At 54.2% G+C, this 5,602-nt stretch carries 3 rRNA genes; all 3 read left to right on the top strand.

Going from position 1 to position 5,602, the window contains the following annotated elements:
* Positions 1 to 567 precede the first annotated feature (567 nt).
* The 3 genes from EH55_RS11580 to rrf all read left to right on the top strand — a co-directional run bounded on the left by EH55_RS11580 (position 568) and on the right by rrf (position 5,433).
* Positions 568 to 2,084, top strand: a 16S ribosomal RNA gene (locus EH55_RS11580).
* 216 nt (positions 2,085 to 2,300) lie between these two features.
* Positions 2,301 to 5,276, top strand: a 23S ribosomal RNA gene (locus EH55_RS11585).
* A gap of 41 nt (positions 5,277 to 5,317) precedes the next feature.
* Positions 5,318 to 5,433: ribosomal RNA gene (gene rrf, locus EH55_RS11590) — 5S ribosomal RNA — on the top strand.
* The 16S, 23S and 5S rRNA genes sit together here, the layout of an rRNA operon.
* Positions 5,434 to 5,602 lie beyond the last annotated feature (169 nt).

Genomic DNA, 5,602 nt, shown 5'->3' on the forward strand with positions numbered 1-5,602 from the left:
CGAAAAGGGCCATACCCTGCGTTGGCAGTTCGGCGGCTTTGGCAGGCAGATTTTTGCGGAGCAGCAGCCCAGCGGTGGAGCCCGCTGCGATCAGCAGCGCATTCGCAAGAGTGCCGAAGAGGGGTATAAAGCTCATAAATTCCAAAAAAAACCCCCGCCTTCATCCTGCATATTATACAGTAAACGGCAGCGCTCGATTAGCGGCCGAGTCATGGCGGCGCTTTTTAAATTGTATTTTAAGAATTTTTAATGTGAAAAAATTGAGATTTACGGCGAAAGGTCATCGAAAGGCAGTCTTCACTAATCCGTGTGTCCTGAAAAAAAGGCCTTGACGTAAAGGCGGAAGGGTAATATACTTCCACCTGTTGCGCCTCGGCCGGGACGCCTTTTAGCGAAACCCGGCGGCGCGACAGGCACCATGACAAAGGGATAAGGAAAGCAAAGTAGAAGCGTCCTTAGAGCAGAAAGCCGAGAGGCGGTAGCGCTAAGGTAGCGGGCCTGAGAGAAAAGGAGCCCTGTGCCCGGTCAAGCCGGGAGAGGGAGACCAGTCGAGCAGCGCGTCAGCATCAAACGGAGAGTTTGATCCTGGCTCAGGACGAACGCTGGCGGCGCGCCTAACACATGCAAGTCGAACGGGGATCATGTAGAAGCTTGCTTAGACATGATTTTAGTGGCGGACGGGTGAGTAACGCGTGAGGACTTGTCAGTTACAGGGGGACAACGGATGGAAACGTCAGCTAATACCCCATAAGCCGAGAGGTAAAAGGAGCGATCCGGTAACAGAGAGACTCGCGTTCCATCAGCTAGTTGGAGGGGTAAAGGCCCTCCAAGGCGAAGACGGATAGCCGGACTGAGAGGTTGACCGGCCACATTGGAACTGAGAGACGGTCCAGACTCCTACGGGAGGCAGCAGTGGGGAATATTGGGCAATGGGGGAAACCCTGACCCAGCGACGCCGCGTGGGTGAAGAAATCCTTCGGGATGTAAAGCCCTGTTTTGCGGGAAGAAGCGAGTGACGGTACCGCAAGAGAAAGCCACGGCAAACTACGTGCCAGCAGCCGCGGTAATACGTAGGTGGCAAGCGTTGTCCGGAATTACTGGGCGTGAAGCGCACGCAGGCTGATAATCAAGTCGGCTGTAAAAGGCAGAGGCTCAACCTTTGCATCACAGTTGAAACTGATAATCTAGAGTATGTGAGAGGGAAGCGGAATTCCCGGTGTAGCGGTGAAATGCGTAGATATCGGGAGGAACACCGGTGGCGAAGGCGGCTTCCTGGCACAAGACTGACGCTCATGTGCGAAAGCCAGGGCAGCGAACGGGATTAGATACCCCGGTAGTCCTGGCCGTAAACGATGGACACTGGGTGTGGGGTAAGCAGTTACTCCGTGCCGCAGCTAACGCGATAAGTGTCCCGCCTGGGGACTACGGTCGCAAGACTGAAACTCAAAGGAATTGACGGGGGCCCGCACAAGCGGTGGAGCACGTGGTTTAATTCGATGCAAACCGAAGAACCTTACCTGGGTTTGACATACTACTGTTACTTGAGAGAGATCGAGAGGACCTTAGCTTGCTAAGGAGGTAGAACAGGTGCTGCATGGCTGTCGTCAGCTCGTGTCGTGAGATGTTGGGTCAAGTCCCGCAACGAGCGCAACCCCTATAGCCAGTTGCTAACGAGTCGAGTCGAGCACTCCGGCGAGACTGCCGCCGACAAGGCGGAGGAAGGTGGGGACGACGTCAAGTCATCATGGCCTATATGCCCAGGGCGACACACGTGCTACAATGGCCGGCACAAAAGGCAGCTTGCCAGCGATGGTTGGCGGATCCAGAAAAGCCGGTCCCAGTTCGGATTGCAGACTGCAACTCGTCTGCATGAAGCCGGAATCGCTAGTAATCGCAGATCAGCCAAGCTGCGGTGAATACGTTCCCGGGCCTTGTACACACCGCCCGTCACACCACCCGAGTTGGGGGCACCCGAAGCCGCGAGCTTAACCGCAAGGGAAGAAGCGTCGAAGGTGCGCCTGGTAAGGGGGGTGAAGTCGTAACAAGGTAGCCGTACCGGAAGGTGCGGCTGGATCACCTCCTTTCTAAGGAGCAACAAACAAAAACAAAGCGCATGCAGACCAAAAAAATCCATCAGGCCCCAATATCCTTTGCTTTCCATCCCTTTTAAGAACCATGACAAGAAGCCTTGAAGCCGTATAAGGAGAAGCGCTCAAGCCGTTGGAAAAGCGAAAAAGCGGAGGTAAGAGTGTTGTGATCCGTATTTGGTTTAAGTATGAAGGCCTATAAAGGATTTATGAGGTTAAGGTACACATAGCACGAGGGGAATGCCTTGGCGCTGTATGCCGAAGAAAGACGTAGCAAGCTGCGAAAAGCCGCGGTAAGGAGCAAGCATCCATCGACCCGCGGATATCTGAATGGGGCAACCTTCACGGGTCAACCCGTGAGCCTTTAGAGAAAGGCGGCAACCCGGCGAAGTGAAACATCTCAGTAGCCGGAGGAAAAGAAATCGTAAGAGATACCCTAAGTAGTGGTGAGCGAAAGGGGCGAAGCCCAAACCGTAGCCATGCCAAGCCCGCAGGCGTTGTGGCGTCGGTGTAGAGGGATCATACGGGAAAGGCTGCGGACCTTCCACGGAGCGAGAAAGCCGACAGCAAACCGAACCGAGTTGGAAAATCGGGCCATAGAGAGTGAAAGCCTCGTAAGTGCAAGCCGTCGGCCTCCGGTATGACACCCAAGTAATGCGGAACACGAGAAACTCCGTACGAATCCGGGCCGACCACGGTCCAAGGCTAAATACATACAGCGACCGATAGAGAAACAGTACCGAGAGGGAAAGGTGAAAAGCACCCCTGGCGGGGAGTGAAAGAGACCTGAAACCTCGTGCTAACAAGCAGATGGAGCTTCGTAAGAAGTGACATCGTGCCTCTTGGAAAATGAGCCGTCGAGTTATAGTGCGTGGCGAAGTTAAAGACTACGAGGTCCGCAGCTGAAGCGAAAGCGAGTCCGAAGAGGGCGCGAGTCTCGTACTATAGACCCGAAGCCATACGATCTATCCGTGTCCAGATCGAAGACCGGGTAACACCGGTTGGAGGATCGCACCACAGCCTGTTGAAAAAGGCCTGGATGAGGTGCGGATAGGAGTGAAAAGCTAATCGAGTATGGTGATAGCTGGTTCTCCCCGAAATGCATTGAGGTGCAGCCTCAGGCGAACGAACAAAGGGGGTAAAGCACTGACTAGGCAAGGGGGCGGCAACGCCTGCCGAGCTTACTCAAACTAAGAATACCTTTGTATTGCGTCAGAGAGTGAGACTGCGAGTGCGAAGATCCGTAGTCGAAAGGGAAACAGCCCAGCCCGACAGCTAAGGTCCCCAAGCGCGTGCTAAGTGTGACAAGGATGTGGGGAAGCCCAGACAGCCAGGAAGTTGGCTCAGAAGCAGCCATCCTTCAAAGAGTGCGTAACAGCTCACTGGTCGAGCGTCCCCGCGCCAAAAATGTGGGGGGCTAAGCACGCCGCCGAAGCTTCGGACTCAATGTTTCAGACATTGAGTGGTAGGGGAGCGTTCTTTACAGGACGAAGCGGCGTTGTAAAAAGCCGTGGACAGTAAAGAAGAGAGAATGACGGCATGAGTAGCGAGAAATATGCAAAAAACATATTCACCGAAAACCCGAGGATTCCTGGGGAAGGTTCATCCGCCCAGGGTTAGGCGGGCCCTAAGGCGAGGCTGAAAAGCGTAGTCGATGGACAGCGGGTAGACATCCCCGCCCTTCGGTAGTTCGTTTGACAGAAGCGGGAAAGCAGAAAGCTATGCGCGCCGGGCGACGGACATCCCGGTACAAAGAAGTAGGCCGATGAGGGAGGCAAATCCCCCGCATCATAAAGCCGAGACCTGACGTGGAAGAAACAAAATTCTGGAAGGCGCAAATGCTCGGCTGCCGAGAAAAGCCGCTATGGAGAACTATCGGACCCGTACTTCAAACCGACACAGGTGGGTTGGCCTAGCAAGCTAAGGTGAACGGGAAAACCATTGTTAAGGAACTCTGCAAGTTGACTCCGTAACTTCGGGAGAAGGAGTGGCTGAAGACGTGAAGACTAAACGTTATAAGCGTTTTTGGTTCGCAGAACCCAGGCTCAGGCGACTGTTTAACTAAAACACAAGACTCTGCTGAAGGCGCAAGCCGAAGTATAGGGTCTGACACCTGCCCGGTGCCGGAAGGTTAAAGGGAGAAGTCAGCCCTTAAGGGCGCAGCTTTGAACTGAAGCCCCGGTAAACGGCGGCCGTAACTATAACGGTCCTAAGGTAGCGAAATTCCTTGTCGGGTAAGTTCCGACCTGCACGAAAGGTGTAACGATCTGAGCGCTGTCTCAACAGTGGACCCGGTGAAATTGTGGTACTGGTAAAGACGCCAGTTCCCCGCAGTAGGACGGAAAGACCCCGTGGAGCTTTACTGTAACTTGATATTGGATTTCGGTACAGCATGTATAGAATAGGTGGGAGCCGTTGAAGAAATGACGTCAGTTGTTTCGGAGGCGCCGTTGGAATACCACCCTTGCCGTGCTGAGATTCTAACGGCTGCTATTGAAACATAGAGCCGGACATTGTCAGGCGGGCAGTTTGACTGGGGCGGTCGCCTCCCAAAGAGTAACGGAGGCGCGCGAAAGTCACCTCAGGGTGAATGGAAAACACCCAAAGAGCGTAAGGGTATAAGGTGGCCTAACTGAGAGATCGACAGATCGAACAGAAACGAAAGTTGGTCCTAGTGATCCGGTGGTCCTGAGTGGAAAGGCCATCGCTCATCGGATAAAAGCTACCCCGGGGATAACAGGCTGATGCCGCCCGAGAGTTCCTATCGACGGCGGCGTTTGGCACCTCGATGTCGGCTCATCGCATCCTGGGGCTGAAGCAGGTCCCAAGGGTTGGTCTGTTCGCCCATTAAAGCGGTACGTGAGCTGGGTTCAGAACGTCGTGAGACAGTTCGGTCCCTATCCACTGTGGGCGCAAGGTATTTGAGGGGAGCCGTCCTTAGTACGAGAGGACCGGGATAGACGAACCGCTAGTGAACCAGTTGTTCCGCCAGGGGCAGAAGCTGGGTAGCCAAGTTCGGTCAGGATAACCGCTGAAGGCATCTAAGCGGGAAGCCGTCCCCGAGATGAGATACCTGATTCTGTAATAGGAAGTAAGGCGTCCGGAAGACGACCGGATAGATAGGCCGGGAGTGTAAGAGGGTAACGCCCTTTGAGCCGACCGGTACTAATACGCCGAGGCCTTAACCTCATAAATCCTTTATAAGCCTTAAAGCATAAGGCATATAAGCTTCCGGTGCCAATGGAGGGGCGGAGACACCCGGTCCCATGCCGAACCCGGCAGTTAAGCGCCCCATCGCCGATGGTACTGCGGAGGGTATCCGTGGGAGAGCAGGTCGGCGCCGGTGTAATTTGAATGAGAGGAAGATGACTACATCTTCCTCTCTCTTTTTAATGTCTTTACGATTCGCTCTGTAGGTCGGAGAGAGAGAAGCCGTCTATCAGCTCCCTTATGATCTCTTTTACCTTCTCGATCGACTTTACCTTCGAAACGTTGCTCCCGCAGAAGAAGAGCCC

The organism is Synergistes jonesii (genome assembly GCF_000712295.1).
GTDB lineage: Bacteria > Synergistota > Synergistia > Synergistales > Synergistaceae > Synergistes > Synergistes jonesii.